We start from the raw sequence: 23,151 nt of genomic DNA, 5'->3' as shown, positions 1-23,151 counted from the left end.
CGCGATCGGCGGCTTCCAGGAAGGTTCCCGCAGCTCCGCACGCCGGCGCGATGTATCGCGTCCAAATAGGTTGAGGGGACGCGATACATCGCGTTACGGTGAGCCCCTCGCTGCGCTCCGCCAGTTCTTGGCGCAGGTCTTGGCGACCCCGCTGAACCTCCACCTGCGGTGGAAAAGTCGTCCAAGTGTTGCAAACCTGGACATCTTGCGTGAGCGTGAATCACCCAACCGCCATCCTGGGAGACCCCAATGCCAGGCGCCATTTACGCCGAAGGTCTGGTGAAGTCCTTCGGCGCGGTCAAGGCTCTGGACGGCGTCGACATCGACGTCCCCGAAGGCACGGTCCTCGGACTCCTCGGCCCGAACGGCGCCGGGAAGACCACCACCGTGCGGGTGTTGACCACCCTGCTCCAGCCCGACGCCGGCAAGGCCGTCGTCGCCGGAATCGACGTCCTCAAGCACCCCAACGAAGTCCGGCGCTCCATCGGACTCTCCGGCCAGTTCGCCGCCGTCGACGAGTACCTCACCGGTCGCGAGAACCTGCACATGGTCGGCCAGCTCTACCAAATGGGTTCGCGTGCGGCGAAGGCCCGCGCCGGCGAACTGCTGGAGCGCTTCAACCTCGCGGAAGCCGCCGACCGGCCCGCCAAGACGTACTCCGGCGGCATGCGCCGCCGCCTCGACCTCGCCGCCGCGCTGGTCGTGTCGCCGCCCGTGATGTTCATGGACGAGCCCACCACCGGACTCGACCCGCGCAACCGCCAGCAGCTGTGGACCGTCATCGAAGAGCTGGTCAAGGGGGGTACGACCCTGCTGCTGACCACCCAGTACCTGGAAGAGGCAGACCACCTCGCCGACACCATCGCCGTCGTCGACCACGGCCGGGTCATCGCGCGCGGCACGGCCGACGAGCTCAAGGCCCAGACGGGCGGCGAGCGCGTCGAGGTCGTCGTCCACGAGCACGGGCACATCGCCGACGCCCGCGAGGTGCTGCACGCCCTCGGCAAGGGCGAGGTCGCCGTGGTCGACCACACCCGCAAGCTCACCGTCCCGGTCACCGGCGGCGCCAAGCTGCTCGCCGAGATCATCCGCGAGCTGGACGCCCGGGGCGTCGAGATCGACGACATCGGGCTGCGCCGCCCCACCCTCGACGACGTCTTCATATCGCTGACCGGACACGCCGCCGTGGCGGAGAGCGGCGGGGAAGAGGGCGAGGACGCCCCGCCGGCCGGCCGTACCGCTGCCAAGGAGGGCGCGCAGTGACCACCACCGCCACCAAGGTCGCCGACGTCGCGCCGCCCAAGCCGCGCGGCGGCATCGCCCAGTCGGTCTCCGACTCGCTCGTCATCGCCCGCCGGAACCTGATCCGGATGACCCGGATCCCGGAGATCGTGCTCTTCGGCCTGATCCAGCCGGTGATGTTCGTCGTGCTGTTCAGCTACGTCTTCGGCGGTTCGATCAACGTCCCCGGTGCCGGCCTCAGCTCCTCCGGTTACCGGGAGTTCCTGATGGCGGGCATCTTCGCGCAGACGGTCACCTTCGCCACGGCCGGCGCCGGCGCCGGCATCGCGGACGACATGCACCGCGGCCTGATCGACCGGTTCCGCTCGCTCCCGATGGCCCAGGGCGCGGTCCTCACCGGCCGCACCCTCGCGGACCTCGTCCAGACCGCGCTGACCCTCGTCGTCCTGGCCTGCGTCGCCCTCCTCGTCGGCTGGCGCATCCACGAGGGCGTCCCCAAGGCGCTCGCCGCCTTCGGGCTGCTGCTCCTGCTGGGCTACGCCTTCACCTGGATCGGCGCGCTGATCGGCCTGTCCGTGCGCACCCCCGAGGCGGCCACCTCCGGCGGGCTGATCTGGCTCTTCCCGCTGACGTTCATCTCGAACGCCTTCGTGCCGTCGGAGAACATGCCGACGTTCCTCCAGACCATCGCCAACTGGAACCCCTTCAGCGCCACCGTCCAGGCGTGCCGCGAGCTCTTCGGCAACCTCCCGCCGGGCTACCCGGTCCCGGACGCCTGGCCCATGCAGCACCCGGTGTGGGCGTCGCTGATCTGGTCCGTCCTGATCATCGTCGTCTTCCGCACCCTGGCGGTCCGCAAGTACCGCTCCACGGCGATCTGACCCCGTTCGAACGACAGCGCCCCCGGAGCCGGGCTCCGGGGGCGCCTTCACGTGTGCGTAGGGCTCAGCCCGTGTAGGGCTTCGCGGCGAGGATCTTGACCGACGCCAGCTTGCCGTTCGGCAGCTCGTAGTCCGCGGTGTCGCCGACCTTCTTGCCGTTGACCCCGGTGCCCAGCGGGGACTGCGGGGAGTAGGTCTCGATGTCGCTGCTGGCGTACTCGCGGGAGGCCATGAGGAACGTCAGGGTGTCGTCCTCGTCGCCGTCGAAGGCGATCGTGACGACCATCCCGGGCTCCACGACGCCGTCGTCCGGCGGGGTGTCGCCGACCTTCGCGTTCTCCAGGAGCTGGGTCAGCTGGCGGACGCGGAGCTCCTGCTTGCCCTGCTCCTCCTTGGCCGCGTGGTACCCGCCGTTCTCCCGCAGGTCGCCCTCCTCGCGAGCCGCCTCGATCTTCTTGGCGATCTCGGTGCGCGCGGGACCAGACAGGTACTCCAGCTCGGCCTTGAGCTGGTTGTACGCCTCCTGGGTGAGCCAGGTGACGTTCTCGCTGGTCTGGGTCACAGGTGCTCCTCGTAGGTACTGGGATACAAAGCTTCGCCCTACCCAGAAGCATGTGCTGCCACAGGAGGGCGAAACCACGACCCTAACAATTTCGTGCCGAAAGGGGGAGAACAAAAGCCATCAGAATCGCATCAACGCAGGTCAGGCATTGATCCACGAGCGACCTGGCGGTGCTTTTTTCCGATGAACCACTGACGGCCCGGGGCCGTCATCCGCGGGGTCGGCCGGGCGGCCGGCGGGAAGCCCGGTCAGCCGGTCGGCCGGGTCGAACGGCTCAGTCGTTGGTGCACTGCACCAGCTCGGCCGTCGTGCCCCGCGACATCGTCCGGATCTTGACCACCTGGTCGATCCGGGTCTCGCCCCGCTGGTCCACCCGGACGTCCAGGCGGCCGACCTCCGCGCCGTCCGCGGAGCGCGAGCGCACGGTGCAGCTGCCCGTGGCGTCCGCGTCCTTGCGGATCTCCAGGTGTGCCTGCACCTCGGTGTCGGAGGTCACGTCGAACTTGATCATCTCGGCGCTGATCTTCTGCCCGGCGATGTAGTCGTAGCCGAACCAGCCGACCATCGCGAGGAAGCCCGCGCCGAGGACCGCGCCCAGGATCTTGAGCCGACGATCGGCGCGCTGGTCCGCCGAGCGCCCGTAACGGGACTCGGGAAGCTGCTCGCGCACGCCGCTCATGGTCATTCCTCTCCGCGCGGACGGGACGGACGGCCGGAATTTTCCGCCGCCCGATTCGGTCACTATAGAAGCCGTGCCGACCGACCAATCAATGAGGATCCCGCTTTGACTGAGCAGCTGCGACTGATGGCCGTGCACGCCCACCCCGACGACGAGTCGAGCAAGGGCGCGGCGACGATGGCCAAGTATGTTTCCGAGGGGGTGGACGTGCTGGTCGTGACCTGCACGGGCGGCGAGCGCGGCTCCATCCTCAACCCCAAGCTCCAGGGCGACGCGTACATCGAGGCGAACATCCACGAGGTGCGCCGCAAGGAGATGGACGAGGCCCGCCAGATCCTCGGCGTACGGCAGGAATGGCTCGGGTTCGTCGACTCCGGCCTGCCCGAGGGCGACCCGCTGCCGCCGCTGCCCGACGGGTGCTTCGCCCTGGAGGACGTGGAGAAGGCGGCCGGCCGACTGGTGCGCTCGATCCGCTCGTTCCGTCCGCAGGTGATCACCACGTACGACGAGAACGGCGGGTACCCGCACCCCGACCACATCATGACCCACAAGATCACGATGGTGGCCTTCGAGGGCGCGGCGGACGCCGAGAGCTTCCCCGAGTCCGAGTTCGGCCCGGTGCACCAGCCGCTGAAGCTCTACTACAACCAGGGCTTCAACCGCCCGCGCACCGTCGCGCTGCACGAGGCGCTGCTCGCGCGCGGCCTGGAGTCGCCGTACGGGGAGTGGCTGGAGCGCTGGAAGGAGTTCGAGCGGGTGGAGCGCACGCTGACCACGCACGTGCCCTGCGCCGAGTTCTTCGAGATCCGCGACAAGGCGCTGATCGCGCACGCCACGCAGATCGACCCCGACGGCGGCTGGTTCCGCGTTCCGCTGGAGCTCCAGAAGGAGGTCTGGCCCACCGAGGAGTACGAGCTCGCGAAGGCGCTGGTCGGTACATCCCTCCCCGAGGGCGACCTCTTCGCGGGCATCCGCGACAATGCTTGACATGAGCGCTAGCGCAAACCTGGCAATGATGCACGCGACCGAGCTCGCGCAGGAGCTGGACAAGAACAAGGTGACCCCGGGTGTCCTGGGGTTCCTGATCTTTGCGGGTCTGGCGGTCGGTGTGTGGTTCCTGATGAAGTCCATGAACCGACACATGAACCGGATCTCGTTCGACGAGTCGTCGACGGTGACCTCGCCGGCGCGCGGCGGCACGGCCGCGGGCGGTGCCGCGGGCGGCGGTGCGTCCGCGGACCGGGGCGCGACGAAGTCGGCTTAGCCCGCCGTCGCGCACCGGTCGTGCCTTCAGGGGCGTCCAGCGCCCCTGAAGGCACTGCTCACGGCGTGGGGACGCCCATGACCTCGCGGGCGTGGCGGTTGGGGACCAGGCCCAGGTGCCACGCCTGCCAGCCGTCCTCCAGCCGTACGCCCCGGTCCAACATCACCACCAGCGCCTCGGCGCACTCCACCAGCTTGCCGTCGCGGCTCGGGTGCACCTTGCCCACCAGGCGGGACAGCTCCTCCTGCGCGACGACCGCGCCGATCTCCGTACCACCGGGGGAGGCGTACGGCAGCAGGGTGCAGCGCAGGAAGCGGGCCCAGTCCGCGCCGCGGTCGTCCCGGTACGAGGCGAACAGCTCGACCGCCTCGTCGCACAGCGCCAGCGCCTGCGTCAGCCGGCCGTTCCCCGCGTCGACCAGCGCCAGCTCCAGACACGTCCACGCCTCGCCGTGCGCCACCCCGATGCGGCGGAAGTCGGCGCGGGCGTCCACCAGGAGCTGACGGGCGAAGCCCGAGTTGCGTAGATTGCCGGTCTGGGCGGCGCGCAGGTCGCGGGTGACGCGGCCCGAGTGGTGCCGGGCGCACGCCAGCCCGTACACGTCCCGCATCCGGGAGAACATCGTGCGCGCCCGCTCCAGCTCCCGCACCGCCTGGTCGAGGTCGCCGCGCTCCTCCAGCGCCTGCCCCAGGTAGTACAGCGTCCACGCCTCGCCGCGCGCGTCCTCGTTGTCGCGGTGGCGGGCCAGGGCCTCGCGCAGCCGGTCCACCGCGGGCCCCGCGTCCCCGTCGACCAGCCGCGCCCGCGCGAGCTGGGTGAGCGCCCACGCCTCGCCGCGCCCGTCGCGGGTCCGCCCGTACTGCTCCAGCGCGGTCGCCAGCTCCGTCTCGGCGCGCGGCACGTCGCCCATCCGCAGGCACACCTGGCCGAGTTGGAAGTGGGTCCACGCCTCGCCGTGCAGCGACTCGCCCTCGCGGTGCAGCTCCAGCGCCGTCGCCAGCAGGGTGAGCGCCTCCGCGAGGTTCGCCTGGTCGCGGCGGACCGCGGCCAGCGCGTGCAGCGACCACGCCCGGTCCTCGGACTGCTCGTCGGAGGACTGGAGCGCGATCGCCTCGGTCAGCTTCACCGCCGCCTCGGTGAGGTTGCCCTGGTGGTGCAGGGTGATGCCGAGGGAACAGAGCGCGAGGGCGGTGCCGGCCTCGTTGTGGGCGTCGCGGTACAGCCCGACGACCGACGACAGCGTGGTGCGCGCCTTGTCCAGCTCGCCGAGCTGGCGCGCGGCGATGCCGGTGCGCAGCTGCACCGCCCGCTCCAGCAGCCCCTTGTCGACGGCCTGGGACAGCTCGCTGATCTCGCCGAGCCGGTACAGGTCGCCCCGCAGCAGGCAGTAGTCGGCCAGCGCGCCCAGCAGGTTGAGCACCGTCTGCTGGTCGACGCCCTCCGCGTACCGCAGCGCGGAGGTGATGAAGCTGGACTCGTCGTCGAGCCAGCGCAGCGCGGACTCCAGCGACGGGAAGCCGTGCGCGTCGAACTTCCCGGCCCGGGTGGACAGCTTGCCGTCGACCATCCGGATCACCGCGCCGGCCAGGTCCGCGTAGTTCTGGATCAGCCGCTCCTGCGCCGCGGTGCGTTCGGCGGCCTCCTCCTCGGCGAAGAGCCGGGCGCGGGCGAAGGTGCGCACGGACTCGTGGAGGCGGTAGCGGGAGGAGCGCACCCGGTCGATCAGCCCGGCGTCCGCCAACTCCCGCAGCAGCCGCAGCGACTCCGTCTCGTCGGTGGCGAGCAGGGCCGCGGCGGCCGCGGCCCCCAGCGAGGCGCGGCCGGCCAGCGCGAGCCGGCGCAGCAGCCGCCGGCCCTGCTCCGGCAGGTCCGCGTAGCGCAGCGACAGCGCCCGCTCGACCGGGTCGAGCTGCTCGTACGCCGCGAGGTCGGCCGCGAGCCGGGTCGAGGTGCGGGTGCCCAGCGAGGTGCCGGCGACGCGCAGCGCCAGCGGCAGCCCGCCGCACAGCTCCCGTACGCGCTCGGTGCTTTGGGCGTCGTACGGGCCGTCCGCGGGGGCTGCGGAGACCGCCCGCAGCAGTTCCTCGGCGCCCGCGTCGTCGAGCGCGTCCACCGGCAGTTGGTGCACCCACGCGGGGATGTCGTCCGGCAGCTCCAGCCTCTCCCGCGCGGTGACCAGGACCAGGCTGTCGGAGCGCTCCGGCACCAGAGTGCGCACCTGGGCGGGGTCGTTGGCGTCGTCGAGCACGACGGTCACCGGCAACCCCGTCAGGTGCTGGTGGTACAGCTCGGCGAGCCGGCGCACCTGCTGCTCCGCGGACGGCCGCTCGCGGAAGAGCAGTTGCTCGCGGGGCGCGCCGAGGCGGTTCAGCAGGTGCAGCAGGGCGTCGCGGGTGGTCAGCGGGTGTCCGCTGTTGCCCCGCAGGTCGACCACGCAGGCGCCCCGGAACTGGTCCTTCAGATGGTGCGCGGCACGGACCGCCAGCGTGCTGCGGCCCGAGCCCTGCCGGCCGTACAGCACGACGACCGTCGGCTTCGTCTCCGTCGACACGCGGGCCGCGTGCACCCACTGCGCGATCTGGTTCATCGCCTCCCGCCGCCCTGCGAACGGTCCCTTCGGCTCCGGCAGGTGCCCGAAGGACTGCTCCAGCACGGAGCGGCGGCGGGCCGCGGCGCTGCGGTCGGTGACCCGCGGCCGGTCGACGGCCTTCGCGGCCGAGTTGGTACGTCCGCGGGCGCTCGCTGCGGCGAGCATCCGCTGCTGGTCCAAGAAGGGCCGGATGCCCCGTACTTCCAGGGCGGTCAGCCACTGGAGCCGTAGCTGTTCGGGGCCGCCCGGCTGCCCGAGCGCGCCCGCCGTGCGGTGCGCCGCGGGCCAGTGGGCGGCGGTGACCTTGAGGACCGTGGCGGCCGCGCCGGCGACCGCGACGACCGCGCCCGCGCCGAGCGCCGTGCCGGTGGAGGTGTCGAGGGCGAGGTCGGCGCCGACGGCGGCGAGCGCGGAGATTCCGGTCACCAGCGCGGGCGTCGACAGGTTGCGCCAGGCGAACCGGGCGGCGAGCGGTGTCCGCGCGGCCTCCGCCTGCGCCGAAGCCTGCTCGTACGCCGCGTACTCCTCGCCGGCGACCTCGGCCATGGCGTCGAGGGCGGACCGGCCGCGGGCGAGCAGGGTGCCGGTGTCCGCCTGCCCTCCGCTCCGTCGCGCCTCTTCCTCCACAGCGCGTGCCAACAGCCGCTCAGCTTCCGCCCGATGGGTGTCCCGCACGGCAGCCCCCTCCCGTGATCCGTTACGTGTGACGGCCCGGGCGGTGCGGTGACCGGTGTGTTGAAGACCCGCACGTCGAACGCTGAACGGGCGCGCAGGACAGCACTGTCCTGCGCGCCACGCCGCGCGACGGGAGGGGACCGGGAGACCACGGGGCCCGAACCTGGGGGCCCGTCGGTCCGACGAGAGATCGGGCCCCCGTACCCGCCTACCCGTTTACGTCATGCTCACGCCTGGTGCGTGTTCCGTGGGGCAGGGCCTGACCGGGTGCGTCAAGCCGTCCGCGCCAGGAACTCCGCCATGTGCGCGGCCAACTCGGCCGGCCGGTCCTCGGGGATGAGGGTGTAGCTGTCGGGGATCTCCACGTGCCGTGCGCCGGGGAGGAGTTCGGCCAGCCGCCGGCCGTGCTCGGGCGGCATGACCTTGTCCTCCGCCGCCCAGGCGACGAGCGCGGGCCCCTCGAACTCGCGGAGCTTCTCGGCCCACCGCAGCAGTTCGCTCTTGGGCGGCGCGCTCAGGACGTACTTGCGCAGGTCGCGCCGGATCTCGGCGGACTCCCACACCGGCCGGAACCAGCCGTCCATGACGTCGTGGTCCACCGGGCGCTTGCTCATCCAGCCCCACGTCATCGGCAGCCGCCGCATGGACCGGAGCTTCAACAGCGTGAACGCGGCGGTGAGTCCGCCGGGCACCTTCGCCGATGCGACGAGGTTGCTGCCGGGCAGCCCGGGCGGGAAGTTGTCGAACGCCTCGCACGAGGTGATGACCAGCCGCCCGATGCGCTCCGTACGCCCGTCGGCGACGAGCGCCTGCGCCCCGCCCCAGTCGTTCATCGCCAGGGCCACGTCGTGCAGGTCGAGACGTTCGAGGAACTCGGCCACCAGCCGGGCCACCCCGAGGACGGACAGGTCGGCGTCGGGCTTCATGGGTCGCCGGTGCCCGCCCAGGGGAAGCGTGGGGACCACGCACCGGTAGTCCGGGCACAGTTCGGCGACGACCTTCCGCCACAGCGAGCCGTCCATGGCGACGCCGTGCAGGAGCACGAGCACCGGGCCGTCGCCGCCGCTGTCCTCGTACTCGACGACTCCGGCGGAGAGTTCCACTTCGGGCATCTCACGACTTCCCCTCGTTCGGCAGGTTCAGTGCAGCGAAGTGGCGCTCGCCCTGATCACATCGCGCGGGGTGCGCGCCACCCGCGGGTTTCCGGGCTCCTTGGACGACTTCGCCATGCGCCGAGGGTAGCTCCGCTCGGTCCAAGGGCCCGCTATTGAACGCATCGTGCAGTGATTGACTGCCTTTCAAAAACATCTCGGGACCCAGCAGTCGATCGTCCGGACCCGCTACGGAGCCGCCCGTGGCCTGCTGCGCCGTGTTAACGCCCGCATCGAGGCCGGCCGCCTCCACACGCGTGGCTGTGGTGATTGCGGCAACGTGCGGAACGGCGGGGCCGTCAGTGGCGGATGGCAGGATGGGACGGGCGAATGCGGCGCCGAGGAACGACAGGGCCGGGGGGCACCAGTGCGTGAGGTCATCTACTTGTCCGAGGGCAAGCTCAACGAGTTCCTGCCGGCGCCTCGCCGGGCCCGCCCCGTCGTCAAACTGCGCGCGGGCATGCCCTTCGCCGGCCTGGACGTGGAAGCGCCCGCGCCCAACAACCTCCAGGACCTGCGTCGCCACCTGAAGCAGGTGGAGAAGCAGACGGCCCGCCACGCACCCCTGCACACGGACCCCGACCTCGAACCGGGCCGCTGGGTGAAGTTCGAGGCGCGGATGACCTGGGTGACGCTCCGGGGCCGCTACCGGAACCTGGTGCTGTTCGTGGACTCGGAGCGCTCTCCCGACGCCGCCACTGCCCGCCGGCTGCTGCTGCACGGATCGGCCCGCCACCTGCTCGGCAGGCCCCCGACGCCGGTGGAGGGTCCGGAGCTGACCGGCCTCGCGGACGGCGGCCACAGCGCCGGCACCGTCTTCGTCACCAACGCCGGCCATGTCGTCAACGCACTGGCCCACAGCCAAGACGCCCACACCCCGGAGACCCCGGCGGACGAGGAGAACCCTCCCGAACCGCCCGCCCCCCTTCCCCGCCTCGGCATCCGGCACCTCCTGGCAGCACTGGACGCCGAGAGCCCCGAGGTCAGCACCTCCACCGTCGTCTCCGGTCTCGCCAGGGTCAGCGCCGTACTGCCTGAGACCGCCGACGACGCGGGCTGTCTGGTGGCGAGCCCACTGATCGTGGAGTACGTGAAGCGGCAGCCGTAGCCCGCCCTCCGGGCGATCCCGGAATCTCAGACGGCTCCCAGGTCGACGGTGACGGAGAAGGGCACGGCGGTCTTGATCGCGCTGGTGAACATCTCGCCGTCTCTGTAGCCCTTGGTCGCGGGGTCGAGCACGTAGGTGTGGACGATGGGAACACCAGTGGCGGCCTGTTCCACCCGCCAGTAGAAGGGGATGCCGGCCTTCGCGTACTGGTCCACCTTCACGATCCGGTCCGTGGTTTCCGACCCGGGCGACACGACCTCGACGACTAGGAGCACGTGCTCGGGCCGGGTGGGCGTGAGGTCGATGGTCTCCGCCCGGTAGACGATGACGTCGGGGCGCCGGTTGGTGAGCGGAACGTCTTGTAGGCGGACGTCGAAGTCCGTGTCAGCGTTCCAGTCCGGGCCCGCGGCGGCGTCCAGGGCATTGGCCAGGAGCCGAGCCAGTCGGTTGTGCCGTTTGGAGGCGCTCGGGCTGACGACGACCATGCCGTCCACGATCTCGATGCCGGCGCACTGCTCCTCGGACCAGGACTCGTACTGCTCCGCGCTGATCTGCGTATGCATCCACGCGGGCATCACCATCTCGGCGGTGATGGTGTGCCTCCTTCGAGGAGTGTCCACACTTCCCACGCTGCCGGGCTCAGCCCACTGTCCTGCGGTTCCGAGGAGTCTGCCTTCGGGGAGAAGCGGTCACGGTCCCGCGGCTGCTTGGTGGGGCGGACGGAGTCCGTGTGATGTGCCCGTGCTGCTGTCGGTGGGTTACTCCGCGTGCCATTGGTGCCAGTGCATGCACAGACCCAGTAGTGGGCGGTTTTACACCTCTCTGATGATCGTGCGGCTCCCACAGAGCTTCGACCAGTCGTCGCGGTCTGGAGGTCAGGACGATCACAGGGGCCGGGACCCGGAGCGCGAGCGCGGCGACGATCTCGGCGAGCCCGTCCATGGCGAGCTGATGCCTCACAGCCTCGGTGATGTAGCTGGACAGGCCGCGGCGGCCGGTTCGAGAGCGGAGCTCGCTGACCAGCTCGGTGGGCATGGACACGGAGATGTTCTCGGCGGTCCCGGCTCGGGTCGCCTTCATGCGCACAGGGTAAGACAGTGTCTATTACCTTGGGCGGGCTTTCGGCGCTGCACGCCTGCCTGCGGGGAGGCGGTTCCGTCCAGGCGCTTTGCCCGATCGGGGTCAGCGAGCGCTGTGCCGCAGCCGCCGGCAGGGCCAGGCCCTGTGAGAGGCTGGATCGCATGAACCGGTTGGCTGGTGTGACCTCGCCGTATCTGCTTCAGCACGCCGACAACCCGGTCGACTGGTGGCCCTGGACGCCGGAGGCGTTCGAGGAGGCGCGGCGCCGCGACGTACCCGTGCTGCTGTCAGTCGGGTACTCCGCGTGCCACTGGTGTCACGTCATGGCGCACGAGTCCTTCGAGGACGACGCGACCGCCGCTTACCTGAACGAGCACTTCGTGTCGGTGAAGGTCGACCGCGAAGAGCGGCCGGACGTCGATGCGGTGTACATGGAGGCGGTGCAGGCGGCCACCGGGCAGGGCGGTTGGCCCATGACCGTCTTCCTGACGGGGGACGGCGAGCCCTTCTACTTCGGGACGTACTTCCCGCCGGAGCCGCGGCACGGGATGCCCTCGTTCCGGCAGGTGCTGGAAGGGGTCGCGGCGGCGTGGGCCGATCGGCGCGAGGAGGTCGCGGAGGTCGCCGGGAGGATCACCCGGGATCTGGCCGGGCGGTCGCTGGCGCACGGGGGGCAGGGCGTGCCGGGGGAGGACGAGTTGGCGCAGGCGCTGCTCGGGCTCGCCAGGGAGTACGACGAGCGGAACGGGGGGTTCGGCGGGGCGCCGAAGTTCCCCACGGCGATGGTGGTGGAGTTCCTGCTGCGGCACCACGCCCGCACCGGCGCCGAGGGCGCATTGCAGATGGCCGTCGACACCTGCGAGGCGATGGCCCGCGGCGGCATCCACGACCAGCTCGGCGGGGGGTTCGCCCGCTACGCCGTGGACCGGGAGTGGGTGGTGCCGCACTTCGAGAAGATGCTGTACGACAACGCACTGCTGTGCCGGGTGTACGCCCACCTGTGGCGTGCCACCGGCTCCGAGCTGGCGCGGCGGGTCGCCCTGGACACCGCGGACTTCATGGTGCGCGAACTGCGCACCGCCGAGGGGGGCTTCGCCTCCGCATTGGACGCGGACAGCCACGACGCCGAGGGGAACGCGACCGAGGGCGCGTTCTACGTGTGGACGCCCGAACAGTTGCGCGAGGTGCTCGGCGAGCAGGACGGACGCCTTGCTGCGCAGGTCTACGGAGTGACGGAGACGGGCACCTTCGAGGAGGGCGCGTCCGTGCTGCAACTGCCGCGCCGGGACGACGCCGAGCACCCCGCAGACACAGACACAGACACAGACGCGATCGAGGACATCAGGGCCCGGCTGTTCGCGGCGCGGGAGCGGCGGGCGCGGCCCGAGCGGGACGACAAGGTCGTCGCCGCGTGGAACGGCCTCGCGATCGCCGCGCTCGCCGAGACCGGCGCGTACTTCGACCGGCCCGACCTGGTCGAGCGGGCCACCGAGGCCGCCGATCTGCTGGTGCGGTTGCACATGGACCGCAGCGCCCGGCTCGTCCGCACCTCCAAGGACGGCGTCGCCGGCGCGAGCGCCGGGGTGCTGGAGGACTACGCGGACGTGGCGGAGGGCTTCGTCACCCTCGCCGGCGTCACGGGCGAAGGCGTGTGGCTGGACTTCGCCGGTGTCCTGCTGGACCTGGTGATCGACCGGTTCACCGGGGAGAACGGCACCCTCTTCGACACCGCGCACGACGCCGAGCAACTGATCCGACGGCCCCAGGACCCGACGGACAACGCGACCCCCTCCGGCTGGAGCGCCGCCGCCGGCGCCCTGTTGTCGTACGCCGCGCACACCGGTTCCGAGGCCCATCGCACCGCCGCCGAGCAGGCGCTCGGGGTGGTGAAGGCGCTCGGCCCGCGGGCACCGCGGTTCATCGGATGGGGGCTCGCGGTGGCGGAGGCGCTGTTGGACGGGCCGCGGGAGGTCGCCGTCGTCGGGCTGGAAGGCGACCCGGCCGCAGCGGAGTTGCACCGCACCGCGCTGCTGGGCACCGCGCCGGGCGCGGTCGTGGCCGCGGGCGAGCCGGACGGGGAGGAATTCCCGCTGCTGCGGGGGCGGCCCCTGGTGGACGGACGGGCCGCGGCGTACGTCTGTCGGGCCTTCACCTGTCGTACGCCCACCGGCGAACCCGCCGAGCTGGCCGAACAGTTGGGGACCGGCGCCGCGCAGTGACCCAGGGGGTGGCGCCCCCGCCACCGAACACGTTCGATCGCTGATGATCGGCAGATGGCCGCGAATGAGCCAATGTTCGACATCGCGTCAACGATTGTCGGATGAGCATCAGATCTTCACACATCGACGATAAAGTCCCCCCATCATCGACATGGCGTAGCCGGGAGCGCACACAGGGGAGTGCGCCGACCGTCCGGCCGCGCCGGGCGCGTACGCCGGCAGGGGGGTCCTGACGCCGCGCGCGGGGGTTCAAGGGGGACTTCGTGCTGTTATCGGTGTTCGTCGTGGCCATTTCCCTGGCCCTGTTCTTCATGGCCGTCTTCACCCTCTGGTGGCAGATGCACGCCTGGCGCACGCCGGAGACCCTGGCCGCCACCCGCTTCGACCGGCCCGAGGGCGACGCCGGACTCTCCTTCTCGCTACTGCTCCCCGCCCGCCACGAACAGGCGGTGCTGGCGCACACCATCGAGCGGCTGCTGGAGTCCGGCCACACCAACTACGAGATCATCGTGATCGTCGGCCACGACGACCCGGATACCGCCGCCGTCGCCGAACGGGCCGCCCGACAAGACCCGCTGCGGGTCCGCGTCATCACCGACACCCACGCGAAGAAGAACAAGCCCAAGGCGCTCAACACCGCACTGCCGTACTGCCGCGGCGACGTCGTCGGGGTCTTCGACGCCGAGGACCAGGTCCACCCCGAACTCCTCGCCCACGTCGACCACGCCTTCACCGCCACCGGCGCCGACGTCGTCCAGGGCGGCGTACAGCTGATCAACTTCCACTCCTCCTGGTACAGCCTGCGCAACTGCCTGGAGTACTTCTTCTGGTTCCGCAGCCGGCTCCACCTGCACGCCCAGAAGGGCTTCATCCCGCTCGGCGGCAACACCGTCTTCGTCCGCACCCGGGTGCTGCGGGACGCGGGCGGCTGGGACCCCGACTGCCTCGCCGAGGACTGCGACCTGGGCGTACGGCTCTCCTCCGTCGGCAAGAAGGTCGTCGTCGCGTACGACAGCGACATGGTCACCCGCGAGGAGACCCCCGACACCCTGCTCAGCCTGCTCAAGCAGCGCACCCGCTGGAACCAGGGCTTCCTCCAGGTGTACCGGAAGAGGGACTGGCGGCAACTGCCCACCCGGGGACAGCGGATGCTCGCCCGCTACACCCTGATGACCCCCTTCCTCCAGGCGTTCTCCGGAGTGGTCATCCCGCTCAACGTCGCCGTCGCGCTCTTCTTCGACGTGTCCGTGGGCGCCGCGATGGTGACCTTCCTGCCGGCGATCGCCGCCGCGGTCACCTTCGTCTTCGAAGTCGTCGGACTGCACGACTTCGGCAAGCAGTACGGGTTGCGCGTCCGCTTCGTGCACTACTTCAAGCTGATCGTCGGCGGCCCCTTCTACCAGGTCCTCCTGGCGGGCGCGGCCCTGCGCGCGGTCTGGCGCGAGCAGCGCGGACGCAACGAGTGGGAGCTGACGAGCCACGTCGGCGCCCATCTGACCGACACCCCCGCCACGGCCGGACCGCGCCCCGACGCCCCCGCCACGGCCGGAGCCGCACCGCGCGCCGCCGCGCCCGCGCTCGGAGAGGACGCCCACCGGTGACGACGACCCTGCCGACGCCCGAGGACACCACCCCGGACGACGCCCCCCAACCGGCTGCCGGCACTCGCGGCACCACCGACGCGAAGACCGTGCCGACGCAGCGCACCGCGGACGCACCCGGGTCCTTACGCGCCCGCACCCGCACCTCCATACGCACCGCGCCCCGCCCCGTCATACGCTTCCGCTCCTCCCGCCCCGACCTGCTCACCTGCCTCGCCCTCCTGACCGTGATCGTGCTCGTCCAGGGTTGGAACATCACCGGCTTCCCCGCGCTCAGCGACGACGAGGGCACGTACCTCTCCCAGGCGTGGGCCGTCCAACAGGGCGAGGGCCTGGCCCACTACACGTACTGGTACGACCACCCGCCCCTCGGCTGGCTCCAACTCGCCGGGCTCACCTACCTCCCCGCCCTCCTCGTGCCCGAAGCGATGACGGTGGCCACCATGCGCTTCGCGATGCTGCTGATCAGCGCGGTGAGCGCGGTCCTCCTCTTCGTCCTGGCCCGCCGGCTCTTCCTGCCCCGCTGGGCCGCCGCGCTCGCGACGGCGCTCTTCGGACTCTCCCCGCTCTCCGTCCACTTCCAGCGGGAGATCTTCCTCGACAACATCGCCGTCCTGTGGATGCTGCTGGCCTTCTGCCTGGCCGCGTCCCCCAGGCGGCACCTGTGGCACCAGTTCGCGGCCGGCGTCGCGGGCGCCGTCTCCGTGCTCTCCAAGGAGACGATGCTGCTGGTCCTGCCGGCGCTGCTGCTCACCCTGTGGCGGCACAGCCACCGCGACACCCGCAAGTTCGCGGTCACCGGCGCCGTGGCCTCCTGCGCGCTGATCGGTCTGACGTATCCGCTGTACGCGCTGCTCAACAGCGAGTTCTTCGCCAGCCCGCACCGCGTGTCGCTGGTCGACGGCATCCGCTACCAACTCAGCCGCCCCGGCTCCGGCTTCGTCCTCGACCCGGGCACCGGCTCGCACAAGACGTTGGAGGCGTGGCTGTACTACGACCCGGTGCTGCCGCTCGCGGGCGCGGCGGCGGCCCTGCTCCTGCTGCTGGCCCTGCGCTGGTCGGTGACCGCGCGCGCACTGGCCGGGCCCGCGCTCGCGGTGGCGCTGCTGACGCTGATGGCGTTCCGGCCCGACGGATACCTGCCCGCGATGTACGTCATCCAGGCGCTGCCGTTCCTCGCCCTGGTCCTCGCGGGCGCGGCGGCGAGCGCGGTGCACGCGATCCTGCACCGCCGCGCCGCGAGCCCCGATGGCAAAGCCGTCGCCGCGAGCCCCGACGGCAAAGCCGTACGTCCCGCCGACGGAGCCGTACGCCCCGCCCGTACGCGCAGGGTCGCACCGCGCAAGGCCGCGGTCGCCGCGCTCGCCCTCACCGCCGCCGCCCTGCTGACGCCCCGTTGGGTCGAGGGCAACCACGACGCCCTCACCCAGGACGCCAACAAGCACTACCGGGCCGCGGCCGCCTGGTTCGAAGAACGGGTCGGCGACCCGGCGTCCACCCGGGTCCTGGTCGACGACGCCCTCTGGCTCGACCTCGTCCACGCCGGCTACGAGCCCAGCACCGGCGCGATCTGGTTCTACAAGGCCGACCTCGACCCCAAGGTGACCAAGACGATGCCGCGCGGCTGGCGCGATCTCGACTACGTCGTCTCCACGCTGACGGTCCGCCGGGACGCCCCGACGCTGCCCAACGTGCAGGCCGCGCTGGAGAACTCCACCCCGGTCGCCGTCTTCGGCACCGGCGACGACCGGATCGAGATCCGCCACATCACCGGCGCCGCCGCCGACGACCCGCCCCGCGCCCGCTGAGCCGAGGAACCACAAGAACCACAGGAAGTACGGCAGGCCACAGAAGACACGGAGGACCCCGCCATGCCGAGAGCCGCATCCCGCCGCCGAAAACCGCTCGCGCTGCTGGCCGTCGCGGCCGTGAGCGCCGCCCTGCTCGTCTCCGCGCCCACCCCCGCCACGGCCGGGCCGAACCTGATGCGCAACCCCGGCTTCGAGACCCCCGGCGGCCCCGGCAACGACGGCATGCCCGAGTGCTGGAAGAAGGCCGGCTGGGGCGACAACGACGTCTCCTTCGACACCGTCGCCGACGCCCGCACCGGCTCCGCCGCCATGAAGGTCGCGCTCACCCGCCGCGTGGACGGCGACCGCAAGGCCCTCGTCGCCGAGAACACGCTCTGCGCGCCGCTCGTGACGCCGAACCGCCAGTACGACCTGTCCCTCTGGTACAAGAGCACCACCCCCGACGCCGCCGTGACCCTCTTCCGGCACGACGCCACCGCGGGCTGGCAGTACTGGACGGACCTGAGGACCCTGCCCGTCAGCCCGGCCTACGCACGGGCCGAGGTGCGCACCCCCGCCGTCCCGCCGGGCACGGACCGGATCGCCTGGGGCGTCTCGGTGTACGGGGTCGGCTCGGTCACCAGTGACGACTACGCGATGGAGGAGGTCACCGTCCCGGTGCCGCAGCCGGGCTGCACCGGCACCGCGGAGGAGTGCGCCAAGGGTCGCTGGGACGTGCTGCCGACCCGCAACCCGGTGCGTTCCATGCACTCGGTGGTGTTGAAGAACGGCAAGGTGCTGGTCATCGCCGGCTCCGGCAACGACCCCGCGGCCTTCGCGGCCGGCACGTTCACCTCCGCCGTGTACGACCCGGCGCACGGCACGTGGAAGCAGGTCCCGACGCCGGCCGACCTGTTCTGCGCCGGCCACGTGCAACTCCAGGACGGCAAGGTCCTGATCATGAGCGGCAACAAGGGCTATCCGACGGCCGACGGCCGCCTCGGCTACCAGGGGCTGAAGGACAGTTACGCCTTCGACCCGGACACCGAGGCGTACGTGCGCACCAACGACATGCACGACGGGCACTGGTACCCGTCGGCGACCGTCCTCGGCAACGGCGACGTGCTCTCCTTCGGCGGGCTGAAGGAGGACTCCACCGGCAACGTCACCGCCGAGCGGTTCTCCGCCGCGCAGAACCGCTGGCTGCCCATCAACCAGGTCAACCAGACCTGGTCGTACTGGGGCCTGTACCCGTCGATGATCCTGATGCAGGACGGCCGGCTCTTCTACTCCGGCAGCCACGTCTTCGGCAACGGCACCCCGGGCACCGGCGCGTCGATCTACGACTACGACCGCAACACCATCACCGACGTCCCCGGCCTCCAGAACAAGGACGAGCGCGACCAGTCGGCGAGCGTGCTGCTGCCGCCCGCGCAGGACCAGCGGGTGCTGACCGTCGGCGGCGGCAACAACGAGCGCAACCCGGTCGCCAACCGCCTCACCGACATCATCGACCTCAAGGAGCCCAGCCCCCGCTACCGGCCGGGGCCGCTGCTGCCGCAGGGCGAGGTGGACCAGGGGCAGGGCCGCCGTCCGCAGCGGGGCGGCGAGGGGAAGATGTACGTCTCCGCCGTACTGCTGCCGGACGGGCAGGTCTTCGAGACCGGGGGCGGGCTGCACGACCGGGCCGACCCGGTGTTCGAGGCGTCCATGTTCGACCCGACGACCGACACGTACCGGCCGGACATGGCGAAGGACCCGGTGCCTCGCGGCTACCACTCGTCGTCGTTCCTGCTCCCGGACGGACGGGTGATGTCCACGGGCGACAACCCGGGGAACAACTCCTGGAACCACGACGTGTCCGTCTACAGCCCGCCGTACCTCTTCAAGGGGCCGCGGCCGCAGATCACCGCGGTGCCGGACGACCGCTGGAACTACGGCGACACCCAGCGGATCACGGTGGACCGGCCGATCGCCAAGGCCGAGCTGATCCGCCCGGCGGCGGTCACCCACTCCTCCGACCCCAACCAGCGCTTCGTCGACCTGCCGCTGACCGTGCACGGCGGCAACGCCGTCGACCTCAACGTCACCAGCAACCCGAACCTGGCGCCGCCCGGTTGGTACATGCTCTTCGCGGTCGACGCGAACGGAGTGCCGTCGGTGGCGAAGTGGGTCCACCTCGGGCCGGCGACGGGGCCGGCTTCCGCCGCCGCGGCGGGCGAGCGCCACGCCCCGTCCCCTCCGGCCGCCTCCGCCCACGTCCACGACTTCGCCGACGCCCTGGCGCAGCCCGCGAAGAAGCCGCTGAAGAAGCGCGCGTCGGCGCCGGTCAGCCCGACGGTCGACGGCTGCCAACGGGCGTACGGACCGGCCGGGGTGTGCGTGCCGGCCACCTTCCCGAAGACGGTGCCGCCGACGCCCGAAGCGCGCTGCGACTGGCTGGCCGAGCGCGAGTACCCACGGCTGCTGCGCAACGGCCGGGCGGATCCCTTCGCCCTGGACCGCAACGGGGACGGAGTCGCCTGCACCAAGGAGGACCGCGCCTGAAGTTCCTGGGCCGTGCCCGGAAGTCCCACGCACGTCCCCGTGCGTGTGGACGTACCCGCCGTCTCCCTGCGGGGGCGTCGATCTCTGCGGCTCGGTGGTGGGCTCGTCGCGTAGTTCCGCCCCCTCTGCCCCAGAGGGCCTGGGGCGACCCTCAGCGCCCCTAAAACCTCCACCTCCGGCCCGCAGACAAGTGATGGGGCAGCGATACAGGGGCGCGGGGAACTGCGCGACGAGCCCACCACCGGGCCGCAGTGGTCGTGATTCCCGCGGGGAAGCGGCGGGGGGTTCGGGTCGCTGGGGGTCCCCCCAGGCCCTCTGGGGCCGAGGGGGCGGAACTGCGCGACGAGCCCACCACCGGCCGGTGGAGACCAACGGACCCGCAGGGAGACGGCGGCTACGTCCCGAGGCCGCAAGGGAGCGCGGGCCCACGGCAAAGCGCGAGCCCGCGTCGGGCGGCGGGTCGCGTCAGTCGCGGAGGCCGTGTCGGAGCACGCCCAGCGCCTCGTCCACCAGCTCCATCAGATCGCCCTCGTGGCCCCGCTCCGCCCAGACCACCAGGGCCTCGCGCAGGGCGCCCAGCACCGCCGCGGCGAAGACCCGCAGTTCGAGGTCGTCGCGCGCGCGGCCGGTGCGGTCGGCGATGGCGCGGATCAGCACCTGCGACGTCTCGGCCATGGTCTCGGTCATCCGCGCCCGCAGCGCGGGCACCTCCAGGACCAGCTTGGTGCGCAGGACGATCTCGCCCTGGCCGTGCTCGTGCGCGTGCCGCATCCCGTCCCGCACCACCTGCACCAGCGAGACGAGGGGGTCCTCGCCGGTCGGGCGGTTGCGCAGCTGCTCCTCCAGGAAGGGGTCGAACTCGTCGGTGAGGACGATGTCCTCCTTGGTGGGGAAGTAGCGGAAGACGGTGGAGGGGGAGACCTCCGCCGCCTCCGCGATCTGCTCCACCGTCGTCGCCTCGTACCCCTGCTCGGCCATCAGCCGGTACATCGCCGCCCGGATCGCGATCCGAGTCTTGATCTTCTTCCGTTCCCGCAGACCGAGCTGCGGCAGCGTCCGGGCCAGCCGCTCGTCCATTCCGGCCAGGGTGACCAGGCCGGTCGGGGCGTCGGCGGGGGGACGTGCGGTGGCTGCCATGCCCTCATTGTCGAGCATCGCCGGCCTTGCGTTCCACGTCCGTGCCCCTGCTCTTGACCACGTCCGCGGCCTCGTCGACCGTCCCTTCCGCACTCCCGCCCGCACCTCCGTCCGCAGTCCCGTGCCCGACTCCGCGAGGGCGGCGGGGCCCCAGCCCCCCGACCGCCAGCCCGGCGATCAGCGCGAGCACGGCACAGGCGACCAAGGTCGCCGACATCCCCTGCGCGAAGGCGTCGTTCGCCGCCGCGGTCAGGGACCCATCGCCCAGGTCCGCCGCGACCCGGTGCGCCGCCACCACGGACTCCTCGGCCCGGTCCGCGGCCGGGGCCGGCAGCGCGGAGGTGTCGAGCCGGTTCGCGTACACCGACGCCAGCAGCGAGCCGAGCACCGCGACGCCCACCGCGCCGCCGACCTGGCGGAGCGTCATCAGCAGCCCGGAGCCCGCGCCGGCGCGCTCCGCGTCGAGCGCGCCGACGGCCGCGTCCATCGCGGGGACGATCGCGAAGCCGAAGCCGACCGAGAGGACGGAGAGCCAGAGCGCGGTCGCGCCGTAGCCGTCGTCCGCGCCGGTCGTGCTGCCGAGGAAGGCGGCGGAGGAGAGCACCACGAGCCCGCAGGACATCACCGCGTGCGGCCCGAACCGCCGCACCAGCGGACCGGTGACCTTGGCCGCGAGCACCAGCCCGGCCATCATCGGCAGCAGCCGCACGCCGGTGCCCAGCGTGTCGTAGCCGAGCACGGCCTGGAGGTGCTGCGGCAGCACGAAGAGCATCCCGGCGATGATCAGCGTCACCAGCGTGGCCGTGAGGGCGGGCAGCAGGAAGCCGCGGTCCGCCAGCAGCGCCAGGTCCAGCAGCGGGCGGACGGCCCGCCGCTCGCGGAGCACCAGCGCGGTCAGCAGGACGACGCCCAGCACGAACGCCCCGACGACCAGCGGGTCGGCCCAGCCGCGCACCGGCGCCTCGATGACGCCGAAGATCAGCGTCCCGAGCCCGCCGACGGTGAGCGCGGCGGTGACCGCGTCCACCCGGGGCGCGCTCGGGTCGCGGGACTCCGGCAGCAGCAGGCAGGCGGCCATCCCGATGGCCACCATCGGCACGTTCAGCAGGAAGATCGAGCCCCACCAGAAGTGCTCCAGCAGCCAGCCGCCGATGATCGGGCCGAGCGGCATGCCGGCCGCCGCGGCGGCGGAGACGGCGCCCACGGCCTTGGTGCGCTCCTCCCGCTCGGGGAAGAGCGAGGGGAGCACGGACAGGGCGAGCGGCATGACCAGCGCACCGCCGACGCCCATCACCGCCCGCGCCGCGATGACGGTGGGCACGTCGTCGGCGACGGCCCCGAGCAGCGAGCCGACGGCGAAGACGCCGAGGCCGGCGAGGAGCATCCGACGGCGGCCGAAGCGGTCGCCGACCAGTCCGGCCGGCAGCATCAGCGCGGCGAAGACCACGATGTACGCGTCCGCCGTCCACTGCTGCTCGCCGGTGGACGCGTCCAACTCGGCGGCCATGGTCGGCAGGGCGACGTTGAGGATCGTCAGGTCGAACCCGATGACCAGCATGCAGACGACCAGAGCACCCAGGGCCCACCAACGACGCGCCACGGCACTCACCCCCATAAGCAGTAGACAGCGTGAAGTGAGAGTAACTCCCAAAAGAAAGCATCTGTCAATCGGGCGCGGGGCTTTGTCCCGGTCGACTCCGGACGCACGAAGGCCGTGGCGCGCCGGGCGCCACGGCCTTGAGGGGAGGGAGGGGGTGTCAGTTCTGGTACGCGACCAGGGAGATCCCGACGTAGTGGACGACGAACGCCGCCAGCGTGAAGGAGTGGAAGACCTCGTGGAAGCCGAACCAGCGCGGCGAGGGGTTCGGCCGCTTGAAGCCGTACACCACCCCGCCCATGCTGTAGAGGACCCCGCCGACGATCACCAGCACCAGCACCGCGATGCCGCCCGCGTGCATGAAGTCGGGGAGGAAGAAGACCGCGGCCCAGCCCATCGCGATGTAGCACGGGGTGTAGAGCCAGCGCGGCGCCCCGACCCAGAAGACCCGGAAGGCGATGCCGGCCGCGGCGGCCGCCCACACCGCCCACAGCAGCGGCCGGGCGGTGGAATCCGGGAGCAGGAGCATGGTCAGCGGGGTATAGGTGCCCGCGATGATCAGGAAGATGTTGGCGTGGTCCAGCCGCCTCAGCACGGCCTCGCCGCGCGGGCCCCAGTTGCCGCGGTGGTAGAGCGCGCTCACCCCGAAGAGCAGGCAGGCGGTCAGTACGTAGATCGCGCAGGCCACCCGCGCCTCGGTCGAGCCGGCGAGCGCCGTCAGGACGAGCCCGGCGACCAGCACCGCGGGGAACATTCCGGCGTGCAGCCAGCCGCGCAGCCGCGGCTTGACCGGGGGAGAGGGGACGGCGGTGGCGGGATTCGCGGCGGTTTCTGCGGGCGCGGCGGGCGACGTCATGCCTGGATGGTAGCCACGCCGGCGACCACGGGGCACCGTCGGGCGGTGGCTGGGATGCGCCCCCGGCGCACGTGTCACTGCCGCACCTCAAGTGGTGATGCTCACGTGAGTGGCCCCCTGGACATATGCGCACCATCCGCGGATGATCAGATGAGTGCGGTCGGCACCGGAT

The 23,151-nt window shown here is 71.7% G+C and carries 17 protein-coding genes; 9 read left to right on the top strand and 8 right to left on the bottom strand.

Annotated features, from left to right (window positions below):
• Positions 1–249 precede the first annotated feature (249 nt).
• Complete coding sequence (locus ACH4E8_RS03530; protein ID WP_398443921.1) at positions 250–1,263, top strand: ATP-binding cassette domain-containing protein; 1,014 nt, start codon at positions 250–252, stop codon at positions 1,261–1,263.
• A complete protein-coding gene (locus tag ACH4E8_RS03525; protein ID WP_398443919.1) occupies positions 1,260–2,123 on the top strand; it encodes an ABC transporter permease in 864 nt (287 codons plus the stop codon). Before ACH4E8_RS03530 ends, ACH4E8_RS03525 begins: the two co-directional genes overlap by 4 nt.
• A 64-nt stretch (positions 2,124–2,187) precedes the next feature.
• Here the strand turns inward: ACH4E8_RS03525 and greA are convergent, their stop codons facing one another.
• Together greA and ACH4E8_RS03515 are read right to left on the bottom strand one after the other, a co-directional pair.
• Positions 2,188–2,685, bottom strand: coding sequence for a transcription elongation factor GreA (greA, locus tag ACH4E8_RS03520; protein ID WP_361538563.1), 498 nt, complete (start codon positions 2,683–2,685; stop codon positions 2,188–2,190).
• A gap of 274 nt (positions 2,686–2,959) precedes the next feature.
• Positions 2,960–3,364 carry a DUF4307 domain-containing protein gene (locus ACH4E8_RS03515; RefSeq protein WP_398443917.1) on the bottom strand — a complete coding sequence of 135 codons (405 nt, stop codon included), beginning with the start codon at positions 3,362–3,364 and terminating at the stop codon, positions 2,960–2,962.
• A 105-nt stretch (positions 3,365–3,469) separates the two neighbouring features.
• Between ACH4E8_RS03515 and mca the strand changes: the two genes are divergently transcribed.
• Positions 3,470–4,351 (top strand): mycothiol conjugate amidase Mca, encoded by an 882-nt coding sequence (mca, locus tag ACH4E8_RS03510; RefSeq protein WP_398443915.1) that lies wholly within the window; start codon positions 3,470–3,472, stop codon positions 4,349–4,351.
• Positions 4,344–4,628 carry a hypothetical protein gene (locus tag ACH4E8_RS03505; protein WP_398443912.1) on the top strand — a complete coding sequence of 95 codons (285 nt, stop codon included), beginning with the start codon at positions 4,344–4,346 and terminating at the stop codon, positions 4,626–4,628. Before mca ends, ACH4E8_RS03505 begins: the two co-directional genes overlap by 8 nt.
• 58 nt (positions 4,629–4,686) lie before the next feature.
• On the opposite strand, the gene ACH4E8_RS03500 is transcribed toward ACH4E8_RS03505, so the two are convergent.
• Both ACH4E8_RS03500 and ACH4E8_RS03495 read right to left on the bottom strand, forming a co-directional pair.
• A complete protein-coding gene (locus tag ACH4E8_RS03500) occupies positions 4,687–7,893 on the bottom strand; it encodes a tetratricopeptide repeat protein (RefSeq protein WP_398443910.1) in 3,207 nt (1,068 codons plus the stop codon).
• Positions 7,894–8,165: 272 nt separating this feature from the next.
• Complete coding sequence (locus ACH4E8_RS03495; RefSeq protein WP_398443908.1) at positions 8,166–9,005, bottom strand: alpha/beta fold hydrolase; 840 nt, start codon at positions 9,003–9,005, stop codon at positions 8,166–8,168.
• A 406-nt stretch (positions 9,006–9,411) separates the two neighbouring features.
• Between ACH4E8_RS03495 and ACH4E8_RS03490 the strand changes: the two genes are divergently transcribed.
• The gene (locus ACH4E8_RS03490; protein WP_398443907.1) at positions 9,412–10,152 is read left to right on the top strand and encodes an SAVMC3_10250 family protein; all 741 of its coding nucleotides are present in this window, start codon (positions 9,412–9,414) and stop codon (positions 10,150–10,152) included.
• A 26-nt stretch (positions 10,153–10,178) separates the two neighbouring features.
• Here the strand turns inward: ACH4E8_RS03490 and ACH4E8_RS03485 are convergent, their stop codons facing one another.
• Complete coding sequence (locus ACH4E8_RS03485) at positions 10,179–10,745, bottom strand: Uma2 family endonuclease (protein WP_398444718.1); 567 nt, start codon at positions 10,743–10,745, stop codon at positions 10,179–10,181.
• 648 nt (positions 10,746–11,393) lie between these two features.
• On the opposite strand from ACH4E8_RS03485, the gene ACH4E8_RS03480 reads away from it, so the two are divergent.
• The 4 genes from ACH4E8_RS03480 (at position 11,394) to ACH4E8_RS03465 (ending at position 19,389) form a co-directional block, all read left to right on the top strand.
• Positions 11,394–13,451, top strand: coding sequence for a thioredoxin domain-containing protein (locus ACH4E8_RS03480; RefSeq protein WP_398443905.1), 2,058 nt, complete (start codon positions 11,394–11,396; stop codon positions 13,449–13,451).
• A 263-nt stretch (positions 13,452–13,714) separates the two neighbouring features.
• Positions 13,715–15,052, top strand: coding sequence for a glycosyltransferase (locus ACH4E8_RS03475; protein WP_398443903.1), 1,338 nt, complete (start codon positions 13,715–13,717; stop codon positions 15,050–15,052).
• Positions 15,049–16,860 (top strand): ArnT family glycosyltransferase, encoded by a 1,812-nt coding sequence (locus tag ACH4E8_RS03470; RefSeq protein WP_398443901.1) that lies wholly within the window; start codon positions 15,049–15,051, stop codon positions 16,858–16,860. Before ACH4E8_RS03475 ends, ACH4E8_RS03470 begins: the two co-directional genes overlap by 4 nt.
• A gap of 63 nt (positions 16,861–16,923) precedes the next feature.
• Entirely contained in the window at positions 16,924–19,389 is a 2,466-nt protein-coding gene (locus ACH4E8_RS03465; RefSeq protein WP_398443899.1) for a galactose oxidase-like domain-containing protein, read from the top strand.
• Between the two features lie 465 nt (positions 19,390–19,854).
• Here ACH4E8_RS03465 and ACH4E8_RS03460 read toward each other — a convergent pair whose 3' ends face one another.
• From ACH4E8_RS03460 to ACH4E8_RS03450, 3 genes are all read right to left on the bottom strand, one after another.
• Positions 19,855–20,466, bottom strand: a complete 612-nt coding sequence (locus ACH4E8_RS03460) for a TetR family transcriptional regulator (protein ID WP_398444716.1) — start codon at positions 20,464–20,466, stop codon at positions 19,855–19,857.
• Between the two features lie 64 nt (positions 20,467–20,530).
• On the bottom strand, positions 20,531–22,141 hold the full coding sequence (locus tag ACH4E8_RS03455; protein WP_398443897.1) for an MFS transporter: 1,611 nt from the start codon (positions 22,139–22,141) through the stop codon (positions 20,531–20,533).
• A 142-nt stretch (positions 22,142–22,283) separates the two neighbouring features.
• The gene (locus ACH4E8_RS03450) at positions 22,284–22,979 is read right to left on the bottom strand and encodes a hemolysin III family protein (protein ID WP_398443895.1); all 696 of its coding nucleotides are present in this window, start codon (positions 22,977–22,979) and stop codon (positions 22,284–22,286) included.
• Between the last annotated feature and the right edge of the window lie 172 nt (positions 22,980–23,151).

It is taken from the genome of Streptomyces sp. NPDC017979 (assembly GCF_044328175.1).
In the GTDB taxonomy this organism is placed as follows: domain Bacteria; phylum Actinomycetota; class Actinomycetes; order Streptomycetales; family Streptomycetaceae; genus Streptomyces.
This window is presented reverse-complemented; position numbering and strand designations above follow the sequence as displayed.

What these genes read in the sequence shown, in the direction of transcription:
- ACH4E8_RS03465 (WP_398443899.1), top strand. Translation starts at nt 16,924, where the DNA reads ATGCCGAGAGCCGCATCCCGCCGCCGAAAACCGCTCGCGCTGCTGGCC.
- ACH4E8_RS03455 (WP_398443897.1), bottom strand. Translation starts at nt 22,141, where the DNA reads ATGGGGGTGAGTGCCGTGGCGCGTCGTTGGTGGGCCCTGGGTGCTCTG.
- ACH4E8_RS03450 (WP_398443895.1), bottom strand. Translation starts at nt 22,979, where the DNA reads ATGACGTCGCCCGCCGCGCCCGCAGAAACCGCCGCGAATCCCGCCACC.
- ACH4E8_RS03495 (WP_398443908.1), bottom strand. Translation starts at nt 9,005, where the DNA reads ATGCCCGAAGTGGAACTCTCCGCCGGAGTCGTCGAGTACGAGGACAGC.
- ACH4E8_RS03505 (WP_398443912.1), top strand. Translation starts at nt 4,344, where the DNA reads ATGCTTGACATGAGCGCTAGCGCAAACCTGGCAATGATGCACGCGACC.
- ACH4E8_RS03460 (WP_398444716.1), bottom strand. Translation starts at nt 20,466, where the DNA reads ATGGACGAGCGGCTGGCCCGGACGCTGCCGCAGCTCGGTCTGCGGGAA.
- ACH4E8_RS03480 (WP_398443905.1), top strand. Translation starts at nt 11,394, where the DNA reads ATGAACCGGTTGGCTGGTGTGACCTCGCCGTATCTGCTTCAGCACGCC.
- ACH4E8_RS03530 (WP_398443921.1), top strand. Translation starts at nt 250, where the DNA reads ATGCCAGGCGCCATTTACGCCGAAGGTCTGGTGAAGTCCTTCGGCGCG.
- ACH4E8_RS03515 (WP_398443917.1), bottom strand. Translation starts at nt 3,364, where the DNA reads ATGAGCGGCGTGCGCGAGCAGCTTCCCGAGTCCCGTTACGGGCGCTCG.